The organism is Kitasatospora sp. NPDC048662, assembly GCF_055587065.1.
Genome location: NZ_JBVJHA010000015.1, coordinates 65382 through 82897, shown reverse-complemented (window position 1 = coordinate 82897; position 17516 = coordinate 65382). Strand labels below are relative to the sequence as shown.

Genomic DNA, 17516 nt, shown 5'->3' with positions numbered 1-17516 from the left:
GTGTTCGAGATCACAGCAGGATCTCGACCCGCCCGGGCGTGTCACAGCGCGTCAATTGTCGCCCTGAAGGGCGTATGTCTGGTTTGTCGGGCCGTCAGACCCGACGGATGGTCGAGATCGGCATGGCGTCGACCTTCATGGTCTTCACCACGTCACCGGTGTGCGGCGCGTGCACCACCATGCCGTTGCCGATGTACATGCCGACGTGGTGCCGGTCGCCGTAGTAGACCACCAGGTCGCCGGGCTGGGCGTTGTGCCAGTCGGTGCCCACGCTGGTGCCGTAGCTGCCCTGCGCCTGCGAGGTGCGCGGCAGCGAGACGCCGGCCTGCGCGTACGCCCACACCATCAGGCCGGAGCAGTCGAAGTTGCTCGGGCCGGTCGCACCCCACACGTACGGCGCACCACGCTTGTCGAGCGCCTTCTGCACCGCGATCCCGGCGTAGCCGCCGGCCTTCGGAAGGTTGGCCAGGTCGACCCGCTCGGCACCGCGCGAGGCCGCGCCGTCGCCACGCGTGATCGACAGCCGGTCGGCGGAGGAGAGCTGGTTGAGCAGGCTCTGCGCCTCCTCCAGCTTCTTCTTGACCTCGTTCTTGGAGTCGTTCAGCGCCTGGGTCTGGCCGTCCAGCTCGGCCAGGACGGTCGCCGCCTCCTGCTTCTGCTGGTTCAGCCGGCGCTGCTGGTCGTTCAGCGACTTCAGGGTGTCGGCCTGGGTGCCGGCGGCCTGGTCGAAGGAGGACGCCTGGTCCAGGTACTTGTCCGGGTCGGCGGAGAGCATCAGCTGCATCGACGGGTCGACGCCCGCGTGCCGGTACTGGTCGCCCGCCACCGCCGCCAGCCCGGAGGCCAGCTCGTTCAGCTGCTCCTGGCCGCGGGCCAGCTGGTCCTGCAGCTGGTCGGCCTGCTTGCGGAGCTGGTCGGCCTTCTCCTTGGCACCGTTGTACCTCTCGGCCGCCTGCTCCTGCTCGTCCATGAGCTTGTCGACCTGCGCCTTGATCTCGTCCTTGTTCGGCTGGGCCGGCGCGGCGTGCGCGCTCACCTGGGCCGACAGGGCGACCGCGGTCGCGGCGGCAGCGGTGAGCACGGTCACCCGGGCGCGACTCGGCTGCTTGGGACGGCGGTGGGAGGCCAAGGCGGTGCTCCTTCTTCCTCTGGACTCACCCGTTAGAGCGATAGTCCGGAATATAGGTTTGACGCCAGACCCTAGTGAAGTCCCTACCTCCGCGTCCACTCCCGGGGGGCTCCCGGATTCGCTTCTCCGCCCCTCTTCACCACACCGACACACTCCGGACGCCCCAATGACGCTGAGCGCCCGTCAGCACGTTCAGCTGCGCGACAGCCGGTTCAGCAGCAGAACCGAGGCCACCGGGCGGGCGCCGGCCTTGCGCACCCCGTCCGCGACCTCCTTGTCGGCGGAGACCACCACCACCGGCCGGCCCTGCGGCTCGGCCCGCACCAGGCGGCGGATCAGCTCGTCCGCGGTCTCCCCGGTCCGGCTGAACCGGACCCGCACGCCGCGCGGCGGGGCCATGATCACCGGAACGTCCAGGTCCTGACCGTCGAACACGCAGGTCACCTCGGCCTGGGTCCGCTGGGCCAGCATCGCCAGACCGCCCAGCAGCCTCAACCGCTGCTGCTCCAGCGGCAGTTGCGGGTACCCCGTCTTGGTCACGTTGTAGCCGTCCACCACCAGGTGGACCTGCGGAATGGCCAGCAGCTGGTCCAGCAGCGCCGGGTCGTCCTCGGCCAGGCCGCGCCGGGCCACGTCGTGCGGCGAGGCCGATCCGGGCTCCACCGCCTCCACCAGGTCGGCCGGGCGCAGCGCCGTCACCGGCAGCGCCAGCTCCCGCTGCAGGCCCTGCGCGGACTGCAGCACGGTGTCCAGCAGCAGCCGCAGCCGCATGTCCTCGACGCTGCGGCCCTCCCGGGCGGTGCGCCGCCCGGTCTCCACGGCGGCCTCCAGCTCGGCGACCCGGTGCCGCAGCCGACGGGCCTCGATCTCGGCGGCGCCGCGCTCGGCCGCGGCGGCGGCCCGGGCGGCCTCCAGCTCGGCGGCCAGCCGGCGGCTCTCGGCCTGCGCCCGACGGGTGTCGGCCTCCAGCGAGCGGACCTTCTTGCGCAGCGAGTCGGCCTCCCGGCGCACCCCTTCGGACTCGGCGCGGTGGCGCTCCAGTTCGGCGCGGGCGGCGGTACGGGCCTCGGCCAGCTCCTCCTGGAGCTTCTCGGCCAGCCGGGCGGCCTCGGCGGCGGCGCCTTCGGCGTCGACCCGTTCGGCCTGCTCGCCGGCCTCCTCGACCAGCCGGGCCCAGCCGGTGGGCCGTACCAGGTAGGCGGCGGCGGCCACGTCCATCGGGTCGGCGGCGGCCGGTACGGTGCCCGCCTCCAGGGCGCGCACCAGGTCGGGCTGGCCGAGCCGCAGCCGCTCGGCTATCCGCACCCGGAACGCCGGGTCGGACTCCAGCGCGGCGGCCAGCGCGGTGGCCGCGTACTTGGCCCGCCGGGCGGCGGTGAACTTGGCGTACGGGCGCAGCGCGGCAGGCAGTTCGCCGGGGGCGATGCCGCCGAGCGCGTCGGAGGCGATGCCGACCACCCGGCGGCGCACGCCCTCGGGCAGCACCCGGCCGGCCGTGTCACCGCCGGCCTCCTCGGTGGCCGCCTCGGCGCTCTCGACGGGGCCGGTTTCCGGATCGACCGGAGCGTGCGCGGTCCCGTCCGTGCCCGCGGGCGCGTTCGCTGCCTCCGCCACTGTTCTCGGCTCCGATCCTGGTCCGGGCGGGCCCCGGCGGGTGCCGGGGGCGTTGGTGTCCGCCGCTGCTTGCAATTGTCCCGTCTACCGTGCCGCACCGACAGCACCCCACCGACGAGTCCGCCCCGCGCCCCGGTCCGGGGCGCGGACGGGGACGCGGGGCGGTGGAAGTGCGTCAGCCCTGCGCGGGGTCGCCGTCCGTGGGCTCCTCGGCGCCCGGGCGGGCCACCAGCTCGACCTGGTCCACGGCGTTGCACCAGCGGCAGCGCACCGACTCGATGGTCTCGGCGAGCACCTGGGTCTCCTCCACCTTCGACTCGCCGGACAGGTCGAAGTGCAGGAAGTCGATCACCCGGGCGGACCGGGTGACGTCGAAGCGGGTGAGGTTGCCGCACAGGGTGCAGCGCCAGCGGGTCTCGGCGGTCGGCGCGGCAATGGTCATCAGTGGTCCCTCTCGACTGGTCCCCGTTTACGGGCCTCCACCCTATTGCCTGTGCCTGGGCGGCCGGGTCACCGGTCCACTGCCCGGACGCTCACCCGATCGGAGCAGCGCCCGGTGTCGCGGGTGCGCCCCCGAGGAATGCTCACCGGCATGGTGCTCTCCGCCCCCGCCCGGGCCGGTTCGCCGACGGCCGGGGGGACCGCCCGCACCCCGGTCGTCGCCCATCTGCTGATCGCGCTGTCCGCGCTGGTCCTGGTGGCCGGCCCGGCCGGCCTGAACCCGGTGTACGGCAGTGGTGACGCCCGGATCTGCGCCGAGCAGCGCTACGAGCACCGCTGGGGCGCGGTGCCCGCCGAGCTGCTGAGCGGCCGGCCCCTGACGGCCGAGCAGCTGTCCTCGCTCGCCCCGGCGACCCCGGGCTGCGCGCTGCCGCCGACCCCTTCCAAGATCCCCGAACTCTCCGTCCTCACTTCGCTGTTCGTCCACGCGGGATGGCTGCACCTGCTGGGCAACCTGCTGTTCCTGTTCGTCTTCGGCCCGGCCGTGGAGGCCCGGCTGGGCCGGATCCGCTTCCTGACCGGCTACCTGGCGATCGGCTACCTGGCCACCTACGGCTACGCGGTGGCCGAGGAGCACACCGCGGACGGGATGCGCGCCCTGGTCGGCGCGTCCGGCGCGATCGCCGGGGTGCTGGGCGCGTACCTGCGGCTGTGGCCGAGGGCACGCGTGACGGTGCTGGTGCCGGTCCTGCTGTTCCTGCCGCTGCGTTTCCCGGCCTGGCTGGTGCTCGGTCTGTGGTTCGCGCTGCAGTGGTGGTCCGTCAGTTCCGGCGGCAGCGGGGTGGCCTATCTGGTGCATGTGATCGGCTTCGTGACGGGCTGGCTGTTCGCCTGGGCCGCCCGTCCGGCGGGCGATACCCTGGGCGCACCTTCTCGAACAGGAGTTGCTCAGTGATCACCGCGATCGTCCTCATCAACACCAGCGTCGACCGGATCCCCGAGATCGCCGAGGCGATCGCGGCCATCGAGGGTGTCAGCGAGGTCTACTCCGTCACGGGCACCTACGACCTGGTCGCGATGGTGCGGGTCCGCAACCACGAGGATCTGGCCGACGTGATCCCCGGCCGCCTCAACAAGGTCCCGGGCGTCTCCAACACCGAGACCCACATCGCCTTCCGCACCTACTCGCAGCACGACCTGGAGGCCGCGTTCTCACTCGGCCTGGGCGAGTAACCGGCGCTCAGCGCCGCAGGCCCCGGTCGATCCGCTCGGTGGCGACGCAGCGCCCGCCCTCGTTGCGGTAGCTCCACCGCGCGCCGTCGGTCACCAGGTCCCGAACGGCCGCCAGGAACCGGTCCAGGTGCTCGACGGGGGTACCGGCGCCGAAGCTGACCCGGATCGCGTTCAGGCTGCGCTCCCCCGGCAGCGACGGCTCGGGCGCCCCGCACTGGCCCGGTGCGGCGTCCTCCCCGCCCAGCAGGGTCCGCACCAGCGGGTGCGCGCAGAACAGTCCGTCCCGCACGCCGATGCCGTACTCGGCGGACAGCGCGGCCGAGAAGTGCGAGCTGTTCCAGCCCCGCACCACGAACGACACCACGCCGACGCGGTCGGAGCCCTCGCCGAACAGGCTCAGCACCCGCACCTCGGGGATCGCCGCCAGCCCCTCCGTCAGCTTCGCCACCAGCGCCCGCTCCCGGGCCTCCAACTCCTTGAAGCCCGCCTCGGTGAGCGCCCGGCAGGCGGAGGCGATCGCGTAGGCGCCGATCACGTTCGGCGAACCGGCCTCGTGCCGGGCCGGGCCGGTGTGCCACTCCACCGCCACCGAGCCGTCCAGCTCCCGGGCCACCGTCCGGCTCGCCCCGCCGCCTGCCAGGTACGGCTCCGCCGCGTCCAGCCAGTCCGACCGCCCGGCCAGCACGCCGGCGCCGAACGGCGCGTACAGCTTGTGCCCGGAGAACGCGATCCAGTCGACGTCCAACTCCCGTACCGAGACCCGGTGGTGCGGCGCCAGCTGGGCCGCGTCCAGCACCACCCGGGCGCCGTACCGGTGCGCGACCCCGGTCAGTTCGCCGACCGGCCACAGCTCGCCGGTGACGTTCGACGCCCCGGTCACGCAGAACAGCTTCGGCCCCTCGGCGGCCCCCAACAGCGCCTCCTCCAGCGCGGCCACCGCCTCGGCGTGCGAACGCGGCGCCCGCAGGTAGCGCACCGTCAGGCCCTCGCGCCGCCACGGCAGCAGCGAGGCGTGGTGCTCGGTCTCGAACGCGAACACCTCGGTCCCGGCGGGCACCACCCGGGCCAACAGGTTCAGCGAATCGGTGGTCGCCCGGGTGAACACCACCTGGTCGCCGTCCCGCAGCTCCAGGAACTCCGCGACGGTCCGCCGGCTCTGCTCGAACAGGTCCGTCGACAGCTGCGACAGGTACCCGGCCCCCCGGTGCACGGACCCGTAGTACGGCGCGTACGCCGCCACGTCCTCCCACACCTGGGCCAGCGCCGGCGCACTCGCCGCGTAGTCCAGCGCCGCGTACCCGACCTTCTCCCCCGACGCCAACGGCACCTCGACGTCCTGGCCCAGCACGGCCAGCGGCTCACAGATCTCGGCGGTCACGGACATGGATGCACTCCTCCACAGGGTAAGGACCCCGGGGTGCATCAACCGGAAGTCCGCGCTTGCCGCGCGGACGGATCGCCACGCAGCCCGGTCCTCACCCAGGGCACCCCGCCACGGACGGAGGGTTGCCGGACAGCAAGCTGGGGCTTTTGCGCTGCCACTCATGACCTGCGCAAGACCATACACGAGCCCCCAGTTGACTCAAGTCCCGCGCCACATACTGAAACCACCCCACAGTTCGCGCCCTGCCGTCCGCGCCCCGCCAGGGGCGCGTGGGGGCACCTCCCGGCCCGCCAGGGCTGAGGGAGAACTGCGCGGGCAACCACCCACCAACGGCAAGGTCCGCCCGAGGAGGTCAACTCCCCACCCCGGGCGGACCGTTGACGCTCACTGTGTCGCGTCGGCCCAGCGCTTCAGCAGCTCCCCCGCCGCCCCGGAATCGATCGCCGCCGCCGTCCGCACCATTCCCGCCGCCAGCTGCTCGCTCAGCGGCGCATCCGTCAGCTCCAGCGCCACCAGCGCGGCGGCACTGTTGAGCAGGACCGCGTCCCGCACCGGCCCCTGCTCCCCGTGGAGCACCCGCCGAGCAACCCCGGCGTTGAACTCCGCGTCCGCACCCCGCAGCGCCTCGATCCCGGCCAGCTCGATGCCGACCTCGCGCGGATCGAACCGGGTCTCGGTCACCCGGCCGTCCCGGACCACCCAGACGTGGGACGTGGTGGTGATCGTCAGCTCGTCGAGTCCGTCGTCACCCCGGAACACCAGTCCCTGTCCGCCGCGCCGGGCCAGCACGCCGGCGATCAGCCCGGCCAGCCGGGTGTCGAAGCAGCCGACCGCGTGGGCGCCGACCTTCGCGGGGTTGGTGAGCGGGCCGAGGATGTTGAACACGGTGGGGACGGCGAGTTCGGCGCGGGCCTGCGCGGTGTGCCGCATCGAGGGGTGGAACCTGGCGGCGAAGCAGAAGGTCAGCCCGACCTCCTCGGCCACCGCCGCGACCCGCCGGGCCGACAGGTCCAGGTTGATGCCGAGCCGCCCGAGCACGTCCGAGGAGCCGGACGCCGAGGAGGAGGCCCGGTTGCCGTGCTTGACCACCTTCGCGCCGGCCGCCGCGGCGACCACCGCCGACATGGTGGAGATGTTGACGGTCTTGGCGCGGTCGCCACCGGTGCCGACGATGTCGACGGCCGGCCCGGGGATGTCCAGCGGTACGGCGTGCGCGTACATCGCCTCGACCAGGCCGGAGATCTCCTCGACCGTCTCGCCCTTGCCGCGCAGCGCGATCAGGAAGCCGGCCACCTGCACCGGGCTGGCCTCGCCGCTCATGATCCGGTCCATCGCCCAGGCGGTGTCGGACTGGGCGAGGTCCTCGCCACGGAGCAGGGCGCTCAACAGGTCGGGCCAGGTGCGGACCACCTGCGCGGGGTCGCTACCGCCGTTCGCAGAGTGCACGTTCACCATGGCCGTCTCCAGCTCTCGTCTTGTCGCAGAGGAATGGAGTCAGCCTATCGAGCGAGCGGGGACGGCCGCCCTGCCTTGCCGTCCCCTTCTCTCCAGTTGAGACGCCGCTTGAGACGACCGGGGCCGCCGGGCGGACCGGTCAGCGCACGGCCGGTGCCCGCCGGGCCATCCGGGCCCGCAGCAGCGTGGTCGCGGCGTCGGCCAGCGCGACCGGGTCGACGGGGTGCGAGATCGCCGCGTCGGCCCGGCTCCAGGCAGCCAGCCAGGAGTCCTGCGGGCGGCCGATCAGCACCAGCACCGGCGGGCAGCCGTAGATCTCGTCCTTCAGCTGCCGGGTGAGACCGAGCCCGCCCGCGGGCACCGCCTCGCCGTCCAGCACGCACAGGTCGACGCCACCCTTCTCCAGGGCCCGCAGCACCGCGGGAGCGGTGGCGCACTCCAGGTACTCCAGCGCGGGGACGTCCCCGGCGGGGCGCGGGCCGAGAGCGAGGGTCACCTGCTCGCGGGTGTTGCGGTCGTCGCTGTAGACGAGAACGGTGAGCGTCTCGTCGGAGTGCTGCGCCATGTCCCCTGCTTCCTGGTGCTCGTCCTCTTATATGTGTCCACTGTGTTCGCGCGGACCGCGACCGCGCGCGGCCCCCGGCCGAACGGCCCAGTGTGACCCGGACCACGTCCTGGGACGGATGCTACTCCGGCGGGCCCGTCCTGAAGAGACCCCGAGGCGATCTCGCTCAAGCCGCCGCGCCACGGGCTCAGCCCGGCAGCCCAGTTCGCCCACCCGGCCCGAACAACCGTCAGAAAACGGACCGGGGGCGAGGCGGGCATACCTCACGCACCGGACACTCCGAGGGAGACCCCCCGGCGTGAAGACGGAATAAGGGACCGACATAATGTCCGTCGTGGCGACAGCAACAGCAACAGAAACCGGACACGCGCACGGAGCGGTCAACAGGCCGAACCTGGTCAGCGTGGGAACCATTGTCTGGCTGAGCTCGGAGCTGATGTTCTTCGCGGCCCTGTTCGCGATGTACTTCACCCTCCGCTCGGTCAAGGGCGCCGAGTTCTGGCACGAGAAGGCCCATGCCCTCAACGTGCCCTTCTCCTCGGTCAACACCACGATCCTGGTGCTCTCCTCGCTCACCTGCCAGCTCGGCGTGTTCGCCGCCGAGCGCGGTGACGTGAAGAAGCTGCGTTCCTGGTTCGTGGTCACCTTCGTGATGGGCGCCATCTTCATCGGCGGCCAGATCTTCGAGTACACCGAGCTGGTCAAGAAGGACGGCCTGTCGCTGTCCTCCGACCCGTACGGCACGGTGTTCTACCTGACCACCGGCTTCCACGGACTCCACGTGACGGGTGGTCTGATCGCCTTCCTGCTGGTCCTCGGCCGGACCTACGCGGCGCGGCGCTTCACCCACGAGCAGGCCACCGCGGCGATCGTGGTGTCGTACTACTGGCACTTCGTCGACGTTGTGTGGATCGGCCTGTTCGCGACCATCTACCTGATCAAGTAACAGCCGCCCCGCCCCTGACCCGGCGTCGCCTGGACGCGTGGGAGTCGGGGGCAGGCTGCTGCCGACCAGATCCTGACACCGGGGTTATTCCGTGAAAAAGCTCTCCGCACGACGGCGCCACCCACTGGCGGCGGTCGTCGTTCTACTTCTCGCCCTGGCGGCCACCGGGGGGCTGTACGCCGCTTTCGCGCCCGCCGAGAAGGCGCAGGCCGACAGCTCCTCGCAGTCGCTCGCCATCGACGAGGGCAAGAAGCTCTTCGCCGTCGGCTGCTCCTCCTGCCACGGCCTGAACGGCCAGGGCACTTCTGACGGTCCGTCGCTGGTCGGCGTCGGCTCTGCTGCTGTCGACTTCCAGGTCGGCACCGGCCGCATGCCGGCCCAGCAGCCGGGCGCGCAGGTCCCGCGCAAGAAGGCCGTCTACGCCCAGTCCGAGATCGACCAGCTGGCCGCCTACGTGGCCTCGCTCGGCCCGGGCCCGGTCACTCCGACCACGGAGCAGTACCAGCCGTCCGAGGACAAGGTCACCAACGCCGAGCAGGTCGCCAAGGGTGGCGAGCTGTTCCGCACCAACTGCGCCCAGTGCCACAACTTCGCCGGCAAGGGCGGCGCGCTGACCAACGGCAAGTTCGCCCCGTCCCTGGAGGGCGTGGACTCCAAGCACATCTACGAGGCCATGCAGACCGGCCCGCAGAACATGCCGTCGTTCCCCGACACCACCATGCCGGAGGAGCAGAAGCGCGAGATCATCGCGTACGTCCAGAACACCAACAACGCGCCGAACCCCGGTGGTCTCGCCCTGGGCAGCCTCGGTCCCTTCACTGAGGGCCTGTTCGCCTGGATCTTCGGTATCGGCACGCTGATCGTGATCGCGATCTGGGTCGCCGCCCACACCACCAAGGCCAAGAAGTCATGAGCCACGACATGTCAGAGAACCTGCCGGAGGCCCACGACGCCTCCCACGGCGCTGAGGTCGTCACCCACGACGACCCGTTCGCCGACCCGGGCCTGCCGGCCCACGAGCCGCGTCGGACCGACATCGACGAGCGGGCCGCCAAGCGGGCCGAGCGCCAGGTGTCGCTGATGTTCGTGGTGTCGATGCTGGCGACCATCGGCTTCATCGCGTCCTACGCCGCGATCGACGCCGACAAGCTGGTCTACATCTTCCCGCTGGGTCACGTCAGCGCCCTCAACTTCGCCCTGGGCATGACCCTCGGCGTGGCGCTGTTCTGCATCGGCGCGGGCGCGGTCCACTGGGCCCGCACCCTGATGTCGGACCACGAGCTGCCCGCCGAGCGTCACCCGATCGAGGCCTCCGACGAGGTCCGCAACGACGTCATCGAGCAGTTCAAGACCGGTGCCGCGGAGTCCGGCTTCGGCCGCCGCAAGATGATCCGCAACACCCTGATCGGTTCGATGGCCCTGGTGCCGCTGTCCGGTGTGGTGCTGCTGCGCGACCTCGGCCCGCTGCCGGAGAAGAAGCTCCTCAACACCGGCTGGGTCGAGGCGACCCCGGCCAAGCCGATCCGCCTGGTCAACATGAACACCGACCAGCCGATGAAGCCCGAGGACATCATTCAGGGCTCGCTGACCTTCGCCAAGCCGCACGGCCTGGAGGAGTCGGACGAGGACTTCCAGCAGCAGATCGCCAAGGACGCCCTGATGCTCGTCCGGATCGCTCCGGAGGACATCAAGGACGCCAAGTCCGCCGGCCTGGGCTTCGAGGGCATCCTCGCCTACTCGAAGATCTGCACCCACGTCGGCTGCCCGATCTCGCTGTACGAGCAGCAGACCCACCACGCGCTCTGCCCCTGCCACCAGTCGACCTTCGACCTGGCGGACGGCGCTCGCGTCATCTTCGGCCCGGCCGGCCACCCGCTGCCCCAGCTGAAGATCACCACCGATGAGCAGGGCTTCCTGATCGCCACCGGCGACTTCGACGAGCCCGTCGGCCCGAGTTACTGGGAGCGCAAGCGATGAGCACCGCGAGCGGCACCACTGGTGCCTCCAAGCCGGCCAGCACGCGCGCCAAGCCCGCCAACAAGGCCGAGGCGACCGCGGACTGGGTCGACGGCCGGCTGGGGATCTACTCCCTGGCCAAGGCCAACCTGCGCAAGATCTTCCCGGACCACTGGTCCTTCATGCTCGGTGAGATCTGCCTCTACACCTTCATCATCATCATCCTCACGGGTGTGTACCTGACGCTGTTCTTCAAGCCGAGCATGGCGGAGACCGTCTACCACGGTTCCTACCTGCCGCTGAACGGCATCCGGATGTCGGAGGCGTACGCCTCCACGGTCGACATCAGCTTCGAGATCCGCGGCGGTCTGCTGATCCGCCAGATCCACCACTGGGCCGCGCTGGTCTTCGTCGCCGCGATGTTCGTGCACATGATGCGCGTCTTCTTCACCGGCGCGTTCCGCAAGCCCCGCGAGATCAACTGGCTGTTCGGCTTCCTGCTGCTGTGCCTGGGCTTCTTCGACGGCTTCTTCGGCTACTCGCTGCCGGACGACCTGCTGTCGGGTACCGGTATCCGCTTCATGGAAGGCGCGATCCTGGCGGTGCCGATCGTCGGCACCTACATCCAGATGTTCCTGTTCGGCGGCGAGTTCCCGGGCACCGACATCATCCCGCGCTTCTTCACCATCCACGTGCTGCTCATCCCGGGCATCATGCTGGGCCTGCTGGTGGCGCACCTGATCCTGGTCTTCTACCACAAGCACACCCAGTGGGCGGGCCCGGGCAAGACCGAGAAGAACGTCGTCGGCATGCCGCTGATGCCGGTCTACATGGCCAAGGCCGGTGGCTTCTTCTTCCTGGTGTTCGGCATCATCGCGGTGATGTCGGCGGTCGCCACCATCAACCCGGTGTGGGCGTACGGCCCGTACCGTCCGGACCAGGTGTCCACCGACGCCCAGCCCGACTGGTACATGGGCTTCGCCGAAGGCCTGATCCGCTTCATGCCGGGCTGGGAGGTCTCCGTCTGGGGCGGCCACACCCTGAACCTGGGTGTGTTCATCCCGCTGATGCTCTTCCCGCTGGTCCTGGTCGCGATCGCGGTCTACCCGTTCATCGAGTCCTGGATCACCGGCGACAAGCGCGAGCACCACATCCTGGACCGCCCGCGCAACGCCCCGGTCCGCACCGCGCTCGGCGCGGCCTGGATCTCGCTGTACCTGGTCCTGCTGGTCGGTGGTGGCAACGACCTGTTCGCCACTCACCTGCACATGTCGATCAACACGATCACCTACATGGTCCGGGTCGGCTTCTTCGTGGTGCCGGTCGTCACCTTCTTCGTCACCAAGCGCTGGTGCCTCGGCCTGCAGCGCCGCGACAAGGACAAGGTGCTGCACGGCCGCGAGTCGGGCATCATCAAGCGCCTGCCGCACGGTGAGTTCGTCGAGGTCCACGCGCCGCTGTCGCCGAAGGACCTGCACACCCTCACCGCGCACGAGCAGCCCCAGCCGCTGGAGCTGCCCGCCGAGGTGGACGAGAACGGTGTGGCCCGCAAGGCCGGCGTGGTCGCCAAGACCCGGACGAAGCTCTCCGAGGGCTTCTACGGCGAGGGCAACCAGATCGCCAAGCCCACCTCCGAGGAGTACCTGGAGATCACCAGCGGCCACGGCCACCACTGATCCCTAGCTGTCACGCCACGTCAGAACCCCCATCGGCTCCGGCCGGTGGGGGTTCTGGCATATTTCTCCGGCACCGGCCCGACGCCCTGTTATCTTGACCGGGTGCACGTGGCGATCGACCCCCAGTCCTCCACGCCGCCCTACGAGCAGGTGCGCTCGCAGATCGCGGCCCAGGCCCGCACGGGTGAACTCCCGATCGGCCTGAAGCTCCCCACCGTCCGCGCGCTGGCCGAGCAACTCGGTCTGGCCGCCAACACGGTGGCCCGCGCCTACCGCGAGCTGGAGGCGGACGGCGTGGTCGAGACCCGCGGCCGGGCCGGCACCACCATCGCCCCCACCGGCGACACCTCGCACCGCCTGGCGGCCGACGCCGCCGCCGAGTACGCCGCCCGCACCGCCCGCCTCGGCCTCACCCGCGACGAGGCGCTGGCCGCCGTCCTGACCGCGCTGGACGCCGCCCACCGCTGAGCGCACGCGGCACGAGGACCGCCCGGCAGGAGCCTGTGCTCCCACCGGGCGGACCTCACCACGGTGCCGCTACTGCCCCGCGGCCGGTGCGCCGAGGTCGGGAACGGGCGCGGTGTTCGTCTCCGGCCCCGGCTCCGCCGTGTTCACCGGCTTGCCGAGGGCGCTGTGCTTGACGTACTCGTCCCAGTCCACGTTCCAGTCGCCGAAGCCGTTGCCGAACGGCTCCATCTCGTGGCCCATGCTGTTGACCACCTGCACCAGGTCGCCGACCCGGGTGTTGTCGAAGAACCACTTCGCGTCGTCGGTGCTCATGCCGGTGCAGCCGTGGCTGACGTTCTCCCGGCCCTGCGCCCAGGTCGACCAGGGCGCCGCGTGGACGTACTCACCGCTCCAGGTGACCCGGGTCGCCCACTTCACGTCCAGGTCGTAGGACTCGCTGCTGCCGTTCGGTATGCCGATGGTCTCGCCGCTCATCCGGACGTCGGCCTCCTGTCCGAGCACCACCTTGACGCCGTTGCGGGTGTCGAAGCCGGGCTTGCCGGTGGTGACCGGGATGGTCCTGACCACCTCGCCGTTGCGCTTGTACGTCAGCTCGTCGGTGCCCGCGTCGATCACCGCCTCGACCCGGTCGCCGGTCCGCAGCGCCAGGGTCTGCTGGTCGCCTCCGTAGACACCGTCGGCTATCCGGATGCCGGGCAGGTCGTAGGCGAGCTTGACGGTGGTGTTGGCCGGCCAGTACTCCTCCGGGCGGAAGTGCAGGTTCTGGTCGTCGACCCAGTACCAGGCGCCGGTCACGGCGGGCTGCGAGGTGACGCTCAGGCCGCGCTCTATCTGCTGCCGGGCCGCCGGGTCGGTGACCTTCTCGGACAGCGTCACGGTGAGGGGCTGGCCGACGCCGTAGACGCCGCTGCCGGAGCTGTCGGGGCCGAGTTCGGCGCTGACGACGTGCTGCGCGGGCGCGGTGGTGAAGGTGGAGTCGGCCTCGCCGTGACCGCCCTTGCCGTCCTCGGCGGTGACCTTGACGGTGTATCCGGCGCCGGCCCGGAGCGGGTCGGTGGTCTGCCAGTGCTGCTGGTCGGCGGAGAGCTGTCCGGCGACGGGCTTTCCGTCGGGGCCGGTGACGGTGATCTCGCCGAGCTTGGCGGTGCCCTCCGTGGTGATGCTGAACGCCTTCGCCGGGTCGGCCTTCTCCCCGGCGGCCGAGGTGTGGATCAGCGGTGCCACGTCGATCTGGTGCGCGTACTTCGCGGACGGGCCGCTGGTGGAACAGGCCGCGGCGGGTGTGATCACCAGCAGGGCGACCAGCGTGGTCCGGGTACTGACTATCCGAGAGCCCTTCAACGGAACCTCCCAGGTTGGAACCTGCCTCGAAGCGTAGGAAGGCGTCACCCCGGTGGCACTCCGGGTAACCCGCGCGGGGGAATTTCGGGGAGGGGCCCCAACGCCGGCGGGCCGGGCACTCCCCGAGGGGAGTACCCGGCCCGCCGTACGGCTTGCTCGATCCGGAACCCTTACTGGTTCTGGTTCTCGCCGCGGTAGAACTCGAAGACCCAGCCGAACAGACCGATCAGCAGGACCGGAATCGACCAGAACAGCAGCCACCAGCCGAAGATGACGCCCAGGAAGGCCAGCGCGCCACCAACAGCCAGGGAGAGCGGCTGCCAGCTGTGCGGGGCGAAGAAGCCCAGCTCGCCGGCGTCGTCCGAGACCTCGGCCTCGGGGTTGTCACCCGCACCGGTGTCCACCCGCTTGGCGGTGAACGCCAGGTAGAAGCCGATGAAGGCGCACAGGCCGAACGCCAGGAACAGCGCGGTCGTACCAGCGGCCTCCAGGCCGTGCTCCGACTTGGTGGTCCACACGAAGTACGTGATGGCGATGGCCAGGGTGAAGACGGCCAGACCCGCGAAGATCTTTCCCTGTTCCTTCATCGGGCGCCACCGTCCTTGCCGTTGCCCAGGGCGCGGCCGTCGTACTGCGCGGGGGTCACACCCTCGAAGTGCTTCGCCATCTCACCGTGGTTCTCGAGGTAGTCCAGCGCGGCGATCTCCGGGTGGTGCAGGTCGAACGCCGGGGATTCCGAGCGGACGCGCGGCAGGGTGGTGAAGTTGTGCCGCGGCGGCGGGCAGGAGGTCGCCCACTCCAGCGAACGGCCGTAGCCCCACGGGTCGTCGGTGTTGACCTTCTCGCCGTACTTGGCGGTCTTCCACACGTTGTAGAGGAACGGCAGCATCGACAGGCCCAGCAGGAACGAGCCGACGGTCGACACCGTGTTCAGCGTGGTGAAGCCGTCGCCGGCCAGGTAGTCGGCGTAGCGGCGGGGCATGCCCTCCGCACCGAGCCAGTGCTGGACCAGGAAGGTGGTGTGGAAGCCGAAGAACAGCGTCCAGAAGGTGATCTTGCCGAGGCGCTCGTCCAGCATCTTGCCGGTCATCTTGGGCCACCAGAAGTGGAAGCCGGCGAACATCGCGAAGACGACGGTGCCGAACACCACGTAGTGGAAGTGCGCGACGACGAAGTACGAGTCCGAGACGTGGAAGTCCAGCGGCGGGGAGGCCAGCAGAACACCCGTCAGACCACCGAACAGGAAGGTGACCAGGAAGCCGATCGTCCAGAGCATCGGGGTCTCGAAGCTCAGCGAGCCCTTCCACATGGTGCCGACCCAGTTGAAGAACTTCACACCGGTCGGGACCGCGATCAGGAAGGTCATGAACGAGAAGAACGGCAGCAGAACCTGGCCGGTCACGTACATGTGGTGCGCCCACACCGTCACCGAGAGGCCGGCGATGGCGATGGTCGCGGCGATCAGGCCGGAGTAGCCGAACATCGGCTTGCGGCTGAAGACCGGGATGATCTCGGACACGATGCCGAAGAACGGCAGCGCGATGATGTACACCTCGGGGTGACCGAAGAACCAGAACAGGTGCTGCCACAGCATGGCGCCACCGTTGGTCGGGTCGAAGACATGTGCCCCGAACTTGCGGTCCGCCTCCAGGGCGAACAGCGCGGCGGCCAGCACCGGGAAGGCCAGCAGGATCAGCACGGCGGTCAGCAGGGTGTTCCAGACGAAGATCGACATCCGGAACATCGTCATGCCGGGGGCGCGCATGCAGACGATCGTGGTGATGAAGTTGACCGCACCGAGGATGGTGCCGAAGCCGGAGAAGGCCAGGCCCATGATCCACATGTCGGCGCCGATGCCCGGCGAGCGGACCGCGTCCGACAGCGGGGAGTAGGCGAACCAGCCGAAGTCGGCGGCGCCCTGCGGGGTCAGGAAGCCCGCGATCGCGATGATCGAGCCGAACAGGTACAGCCAGTAGGCGAACATGTTCAGACGCGGGAACGCCACGTCGGGGGCGCCGATCTGGAGCGGCATGATCCAGTTGGCGAAGCCCGAGAACAGCGGGGTGGCGAACATCAGCAGCATGATCGTGCCATGCATGGTGAACGCCTGGTTGAACTGCTCGTTCGACAGGATCTGGGTACCCGGCCGGGCGAGCTCGGCGCGCATGACCAGGGCGAGCACGCCACCGATCAGGAAGAACGCGAACGAGGTCGCCAGGTAGAGGGTGCCGATCGTCTTGTGGTCAGTGGTGGTGAGCCACTTGATGATCGCGTTGCCCGGCTTGCGCACGCGAGGGGTCCCCGAGGTGACGGCCCCGGCAGCCCCACCGGCCGCGGCGGGCTCGTTGAGGATGGTCACTTCTGTTCACTACTTCCCGTGGGGAGGATGCCTGCGGGAACCGCGCCGGCCTGGCCCTTGTCGCGGAGTTCCTTCAGGTGCGCCTCGTACTCGTCGTGCGAGACGACCTTCACGTTGAAGAGCATCCGCGAGTGGTCGACGCCGCAGAGCTCGGCGCACTTACCGCGGTAGGTGCCGTACGCGGTCGGGGTCACCTCGAACTCGTTGACCACGCCCGGCACAACGTCCATCTTGAACAGGAAGTTGACGGGCCAGAAGTCGTGGATGACGTCGTTGGAGGTCAGCTTGAACTTCACCGACTCGTTGATCGGCAGGTAGAGGGTCGGAGCCTCCTTGGTGCTGCCGACCTCGTACGCCGCCGTGGTGCTCGACGGGTCGGGGATTTCGCTGTTCTCGTAGTTGAACGCCCAACTCCACTGGAAGCCCACCACGTTGATGGTGTGCTGGGGCTTCTCGGAGACCTTCGTCAGGGTGGACTCGTCGCGCGCGACGAAGTAGAACAGCACCGAGACGATGACGAGGGGGACCGCGGTGTACAGCGCCTCGATGGGCACGTTGTACCGGGTCTGAGCAGGGATCTCCACCTTGGTGCGGCTGCGCCGGTGGAAAATCACGCTCCAGAGGATCAGACCCCACATCAATGCACCAACAACCAGAGCCGCGATCCACGAGCCCTGCCACATGTGAAGGACCAGCGGGCCTTCCTTGGTGACGGGACTGGGGAGGCCAAGCCTGGGCAGGTCGTTGGCCGAGCAGCCGGTGGCGGTCGCGATGACGAGGCCCAGTGCCAGCGCCTGAGGCAGCTTCCGCCGCATCGTGCGCCGCGGCGAGCGGTCGGAGCCGTTGGGACTCACGTAGCGCCTTCCCGAAGTCTCGCCCGCGAACGCACCACCCTCAGGAGTCCGTTGTCTGGTCTCCCCGGCGGTCCGGCCACGGGCACGGTTTGAAT

At 70.0% G+C, this 17516-nt stretch carries 17 protein-coding genes and 1 riboswitch; of the genes, 7 read left to right on the top strand and 10 right to left on the bottom strand.

Annotation, left to right across the window (positions count from 1 at the left end; genetic code table 11):
* Positions 1–94: 94 nt before the first annotated feature.
* The 3 genes from ACZ6R9_RS29715 to ACZ6R9_RS29705 form a co-directional block, all read right to left on the bottom strand.
* A complete protein-coding gene (locus ACZ6R9_RS29715; protein WP_380481089.1) occupies positions 95–1129 on the bottom strand; it encodes a C40 family peptidase in 1035 nt (344 codons plus the stop codon).
* Between the two features lie 192 nt (positions 1130–1321).
* Positions 1322–2614, bottom strand: a complete 1293-nt coding sequence (locus ACZ6R9_RS29710) for an NYN domain-containing protein (protein ID WP_465541626.1) — start codon at positions 2612–2614, stop codon at positions 1322–1324.
* A gap of 304 nt (positions 2615–2918) precedes the next feature.
* Entirely contained in the window at positions 2919–3185 is a 267-nt protein-coding gene (locus ACZ6R9_RS29705) for a hypothetical protein (RefSeq protein WP_380481092.1), read from the bottom strand.
* Between the two features lie 123 nt (positions 3186–3308).
* On the opposite strand from ACZ6R9_RS29705, the gene ACZ6R9_RS29700 reads away from it, so the two are divergent.
* Positions 3309–4139, top strand: coding sequence for a rhomboid family intramembrane serine protease (locus tag ACZ6R9_RS29700; RefSeq protein WP_380481094.1), 831 nt, complete (start codon positions 3309–3311; stop codon positions 4137–4139).
* A complete protein-coding gene (locus ACZ6R9_RS29695; RefSeq protein WP_380481097.1) occupies positions 4136–4417 on the top strand; it encodes an Lrp/AsnC ligand binding domain-containing protein in 282 nt (93 codons plus the stop codon). The genes ACZ6R9_RS29700 and ACZ6R9_RS29695 overlap by 4 nt, the downstream gene beginning before the upstream one ends.
* A 7-nt stretch (positions 4418–4424) precedes the next feature.
* Here the strand turns inward: ACZ6R9_RS29695 and ACZ6R9_RS29690 are convergent, their stop codons facing one another.
* The 3 genes from ACZ6R9_RS29690 to ACZ6R9_RS29680 form a co-directional block, all read right to left on the bottom strand.
* A complete protein-coding gene (locus tag ACZ6R9_RS29690) occupies positions 4425–5801 on the bottom strand; it encodes an aminotransferase class V-fold PLP-dependent enzyme (RefSeq protein ID WP_465541558.1) in 1377 nt (458 codons plus the stop codon).
* A 47-nt stretch (positions 5802–5848) separates the two neighbouring features.
* A riboswitch (SAM riboswitch) is annotated at positions 5849–5967 on the bottom strand.
* A 218-nt stretch (positions 5968–6185) separates the two neighbouring features.
* A complete protein-coding gene (gene trpD / locus ACZ6R9_RS29685; protein ID WP_465541556.1) occupies positions 6186–7256 on the bottom strand; it encodes an anthranilate phosphoribosyltransferase in 1071 nt (356 codons plus the stop codon).
* A 139-nt stretch (positions 7257–7395) separates the two neighbouring features.
* A complete protein-coding gene (locus ACZ6R9_RS29680) occupies positions 7396–7821 on the bottom strand; it encodes a hypothetical protein (protein ID WP_465541554.1) in 426 nt (141 codons plus the stop codon).
* A 325-nt stretch (positions 7822–8146) separates the two neighbouring features.
* On the opposite strand from ACZ6R9_RS29680, the gene ctaE reads away from it, so the two are divergent.
* The 5 genes from ctaE to ACZ6R9_RS29655 all read left to right on the top strand — a co-directional run bounded on the left by ctaE (position 8147) and on the right by ACZ6R9_RS29655 (position 12867).
* The gene (gene ctaE / locus ACZ6R9_RS29675; RefSeq protein WP_380481106.1) at positions 8147–8767 is read left to right on the top strand and encodes an aa3-type cytochrome oxidase subunit III; all 621 of its coding nucleotides are present in this window, start codon (positions 8147–8149) and stop codon (positions 8765–8767) included.
* Between the two features lie 91 nt (positions 8768–8858).
* Positions 8859–9680, top strand: coding sequence for a cytochrome bc1 complex diheme cytochrome c subunit (qcrC, locus tag ACZ6R9_RS29670; RefSeq protein WP_380481109.1), 822 nt, complete (start codon positions 8859–8861; stop codon positions 9678–9680).
* 8 nt (positions 9681–9688) lie between these two features.
* On the top strand, positions 9689–10744 hold the full coding sequence (gene qcrA, locus ACZ6R9_RS29665; protein ID WP_380481112.1) for a cytochrome bc1 complex Rieske iron-sulfur subunit: 1056 nt from the start codon (positions 9689–9691) through the stop codon (positions 10742–10744).
* On the top strand, positions 10741–12399 hold the full coding sequence (qcrB, locus tag ACZ6R9_RS29660; protein WP_380481114.1) for a cytochrome bc1 complex cytochrome b subunit: 1659 nt from the start codon (positions 10741–10743) through the stop codon (positions 12397–12399). Before qcrA ends, qcrB begins: the two co-directional genes overlap by 4 nt.
* Before the next feature lie 102 nt (positions 12400–12501).
* The gene (locus ACZ6R9_RS29655; RefSeq protein WP_380481118.1) at positions 12502–12867 is read left to right on the top strand and encodes a GntR family transcriptional regulator; all 366 of its coding nucleotides are present in this window, start codon (positions 12502–12504) and stop codon (positions 12865–12867) included.
* A 69-nt stretch (positions 12868–12936) separates the two neighbouring features.
* On the opposite strand, the gene ACZ6R9_RS29650 is transcribed toward ACZ6R9_RS29655, so the two are convergent.
* From ACZ6R9_RS29650 to ctaC, 4 genes are all read right to left on the bottom strand, one after another.
* Positions 12937–14208 carry a L,D-transpeptidase gene (locus ACZ6R9_RS29650; protein ID WP_465541550.1) on the bottom strand — a complete coding sequence of 424 codons (1272 nt, stop codon included), beginning with the start codon at positions 14206–14208 and terminating at the stop codon, positions 12937–12939.
* Positions 14209–14378: 170 nt separating this feature from the next.
* Positions 14379–14795 carry a cytochrome c oxidase subunit 4 gene (locus ACZ6R9_RS29645; protein ID WP_380481124.1) on the bottom strand — a complete coding sequence of 139 codons (417 nt, stop codon included), beginning with the start codon at positions 14793–14795 and terminating at the stop codon, positions 14379–14381.
* The gene (gene ctaD / locus ACZ6R9_RS29640) at positions 14792–16567 is read right to left on the bottom strand and encodes an aa3-type cytochrome oxidase subunit I (RefSeq protein ID WP_380481125.1); all 1776 of its coding nucleotides are present in this window, start codon (positions 16565–16567) and stop codon (positions 14792–14794) included. The genes ACZ6R9_RS29645 and ctaD overlap by 4 nt, the downstream gene beginning before the upstream one ends.
* The gene (gene ctaC / locus ACZ6R9_RS29635; protein ID WP_380481128.1) at positions 16564–17421 is read right to left on the bottom strand and encodes an aa3-type cytochrome oxidase subunit II; all 858 of its coding nucleotides are present in this window, start codon (positions 17419–17421) and stop codon (positions 16564–16566) included. Before ctaC ends, ctaD begins: the two co-directional genes overlap by 4 nt.
* Positions 17422–17516: the final 95 nt, after the last annotated feature.

Excerpts from the sequence above, each read along its gene's own strand:
- ACZ6R9_RS29705 (WP_380481092.1), bottom strand. The coding sequence starts at position 3,185 with ATGACCATTGCCGCGCCGACCGCCGAGACCCGCTGGCGCTGCACCCTG.
- ACZ6R9_RS29690 (WP_465541558.1), bottom strand. The coding sequence starts at position 5,801 with ATGTCCGTGACCGCCGAGATCTGTGAGCCGCTGGCCGTGCTGGGCCAG.
- trpD (WP_465541556.1), bottom strand. The coding sequence starts at position 7,256 with ATGGTGAACGTGCACTCTGCGAACGGCGGTAGCGACCCCGCGCAGGTG.
- ACZ6R9_RS29680 (WP_465541554.1), bottom strand. The coding sequence starts at position 7,821 with ATGGCGCAGCACTCCGACGAGACGCTCACCGTTCTCGTCTACAGCGAC.
- ctaE (WP_380481106.1), top strand. The coding sequence starts at position 8,147 with ATGTCCGTCGTGGCGACAGCAACAGCAACAGAAACCGGACACGCGCAC.
- qcrA (WP_380481112.1), top strand. The coding sequence starts at position 9,689 with ATGTCAGAGAACCTGCCGGAGGCCCACGACGCCTCCCACGGCGCTGAG.
- qcrB (WP_380481114.1), top strand. The coding sequence starts at position 10,741 with ATGAGCACCGCGAGCGGCACCACTGGTGCCTCCAAGCCGGCCAGCACG.
- ACZ6R9_RS29645 (WP_380481124.1), bottom strand. The coding sequence starts at position 14,795 with ATGAAGGAACAGGGAAAGATCTTCGCGGGTCTGGCCGTCTTCACCCTG.